A 3297-nucleotide genomic window follows, 5' to 3' on the forward strand; every position below is an offset into this window, starting at 1 on the left:
GGCAGTGCCCTACTCTCGCATGGGGAGACCCCACACTACCATCGGCGCAACGGCGTTTCACTGCTGAGTTCGGCATGGGGTCAGGTGGGACCACCGCGCTATTGCCGCCAGACAAATCCTGTATTCAATCCCGAACAAGCTGTCAGTCCGCACCTGGCGTCACCGTTATCTGAAACCCGTCATTCTCTCAAACCCCGCAAAACCCCTTCGGTGTTGTCAGGTTAAGCCGCACGGTACATTAGTACTGGTTAGCTCAACGTCTCGCAACGCTTACACACCCAGCCTATCCACGTCCTCGTCTCGAACGCTCCTTCAGTGTCCTCAAGGGACAAGGGAAGACTCATCTCAAGGCAAGTTTCCCGCTTAGATGCTTTCAGCGGTTATCTCTTCCGCACTTAGCTACCGGGCAATGCCATTGGCATGACAACCCGTACACCAGGGGTGCGTCCACTCCGGTCCTCTCGTACTAGGAGCAGCCCCTTTCAATCTTCCAGCGCCCACGGCAGATAGGGACCGAACTGTCTCACGACGTTCTAAACCCAGCTCGCGTACCACTTTAAATGGCGAACAGCCATACCCTTGGGACCTACTTCAGCCCCAGGATGTGATGAGCCGACATCGAGGTGCCAAACACCGCCGTCGATATGAACTCTTGGGCGGTATCAGCCTGTTATCCCCGGAGTACCTTTTATCCGTTGAGCGATGGCCCTTCCATGCAGAACCACCGGATCACTAAGACCTACTTTCGTACCTGCTCGCGCCGTCACGCTCGCAGTCAAGCCAGCTTATGCCTTTGCACTAACCTCACGATGTCCGACCGTGATTAGCTGACCTTCGTGCTCCTCCGTTACGCTTTGGGAGGAGACCGCCCCAGTCAAACTACCCACCAGACACTGTCCGCGACCCGGATAACGGGCCCGCGTTAGAACATCAAACATTCAAGGGTGGTATTTCAAGGATGGCTCCGTGCAGACTGGCGTCCACACTTCACTGCCTCCCACCTATCCTACACATCAAGGCTCCATGTTCAGTGTCAAGCTATAGTAAAGGTTCACGGGGTCTTTCCGTCTTGCCGCGGGTACACTGCATCTTCACAGCGAGTTCAATTTCACTGAGTCTCGGGTGGAGACAGCCTGGCCATCATTACGCCATTCGTGCAGGTCGGAACTTACCCGACAAGGAATTTCGCTACCTTAGGACCGTTATAGTTACGGCCGCCGTTTACTGGGGCTTCGATCAGGAGCTTCTCGCCAGGCGATAACCCCATCAATTAACCTTCCAGCACCGGGCAGGCGTCACACCGTATACGTCCACTTTCGTGTTTGCACAGTGCTGTGTTTTTATTAAACAGTTGCAGCCAGCTGGTCTCTGCGGCTGGCTTCGGCTTCAAGAGCAAGTCTCTTCACCTAACGCCAGCGTGCCTTCTCCCGAAGTTACGGCACCATTTTGCCTAGTTCCTTCACCCGAGTTCTCTCAAGCGCCTGAGTATTCTCTACCTGACCACCTGTGTCGGTTTGGGGTACGATTCACTGTTACCTGGAGCTTAGAGGCTTTTCCTGGAAGCCGGGCATCTGTCACTTCAGCACCGCAGTGCCTCGTCATCACGCCTCAGTGTTGCGGATAACCGGATTTGCCAGGTTATCCCACCTACACGCTTAAACCGGGACGACCGTCGCCCGGATGACATAGCCTTCTCCGTCCCCCCTTCGCAGTAACACCGAGTACAGGAATATTAACCTGTTGCCCATCGACTACGCTTTTCAGCCTCGCCTTAGGGGTCGACTCACCCTGCCCCGATTAACGTTGGACAGGAACCCTTGGTCTTCCGGCGAGCGGGTTTTTCACCCGCTTTATCGTTACTTATGTCAGCATTCGCACTTCTGATACCTCCAGCAAACCTCACAGTTCACCTTCACCGGCTTACAGAACGCTCCCCTACCCAGCCACACTTACGTGCCGCTGCCGCAGCTTCGGTGCCTGGTTTAGCCCCGTTACATCTTCCGCGCAGGCCGACTCGACCAGTGAGCTATTACGCTTTCTTTAAATGATGGCTGCTTCTAAGCCAACATCCTGGCTGTCTGAGCCTTCCCACTTCGTTTCCCACTTAACCAGAACTTGGGGACCTTAGCTGGCGGTCTGGGTTGTTTCCCTCTTCACGACGGACGTTAGCACCCGCCGTGTGTCTCCCGTGATAACATTCTTCGGTATTCGCAGTTTGCATCGGGTTGGTAAGTCGGGATGACCCCCTAGCCGAAACAGTGCTCTACCCCCGAAGATGAGTTCACGAGGCGCTACCTAAATAGCTTTCGGGGAGAACCAGCTATCTCCCGGTTTGATTGGCCTTTCACCCCCAGCCACAAGTCATCCGCTAATTTTTCAACATTAGTCGGTTCGGTCCTCCAGTTAGTGTTACCCAACCTTCAACCTGCCCATGGCTAGATCACCGGGTTTCGGGTCTATACCCTGCAACTTGACGCCCCGTTAAGACTCGGTTTCCCTGCGGCTCCCCTATGCGGTTAACCTTGCTACAGAATATAAGTCGCTGACCCATTATACAAAAGGTACGCAGTCACCCCACCACTAAGCCCCCTCGGCTTGATTTGGGGGGTTGGGCGTCACTGTCGTTCCGCCAACCGCCATCAAGTAAGGATGACGCTGTGATAACCACCACTGGCTTAGTGGTGGGGCTCCCACTGCTTGTACGTACACGGTTTCAGGTTCTCTTTCACTCCCCTCGCCGGGGTTCTTTTCGCCTTTCCCTCACGGTACTGGTTCACTATCGGTCAGTCAGGAGTATTTAGCCTTGGAGGATGGTCCCCCCATATTCAGACAGGATACCACGTGTCCCGCCCTACTCATCGAGCTCCCAATACCAGCGTCTTCGGATACGGGGCTGTCACCCTTTACTGCCGGCCTTTCCAGACCGTTCTCCTGACGCTGATATTGTTGATGGCTCTGGGCTCCTCCCCGTTCGCTCGCCGCTACTGGGGGAATCTCGGTTGATTTCTTTTCCTCGGGGTACTGAGATGTTTCAGTTCCCCCGGTTCGCCTCCTTACCCTATGTATTCAGATAAGGATAGTGCAACGGATTGCACTGGGTTGCCCCATTCGGACATCGCCGGCTGTAACGGTTCATATCACCTTACCGGCGCTTATCGCAGATTAGCACGTCCTTCATCGCCTCTGACTGCCTAGGCATCCACCGTGTACGCTTAGTCGCTTAACCTCACAACCCGAAAAGGTCTTCGGACTGGAGTATTGAGAGATTCATCAATGTTATTACGCATAACACTGATT

At 54.6% G+C, this 3297-nt stretch carries 2 rRNA genes; both read right to left on the reverse strand.

Annotated features, from left to right (window positions below):
* Nucleotides 1–112, reverse strand: a 5S ribosomal RNA gene (gene rrf / locus ABLA85_RS12950); the annotation flags it as partial.
* A 105-nt stretch (nt 113–217) separates the two neighbouring features.
* Nucleotides 218–3226, reverse strand: a 23S ribosomal RNA gene (locus ABLA85_RS12955).
* Between the last annotated feature and the right edge of the window lie 71 nt (nt 3227–3297).

This window comes from Xenorhabdus sp. SGI246 (assembly GCF_040838225.1).
GTDB lineage: Bacteria > Pseudomonadota > Gammaproteobacteria > Enterobacterales > Enterobacteriaceae > Xenorhabdus > Xenorhabdus indica.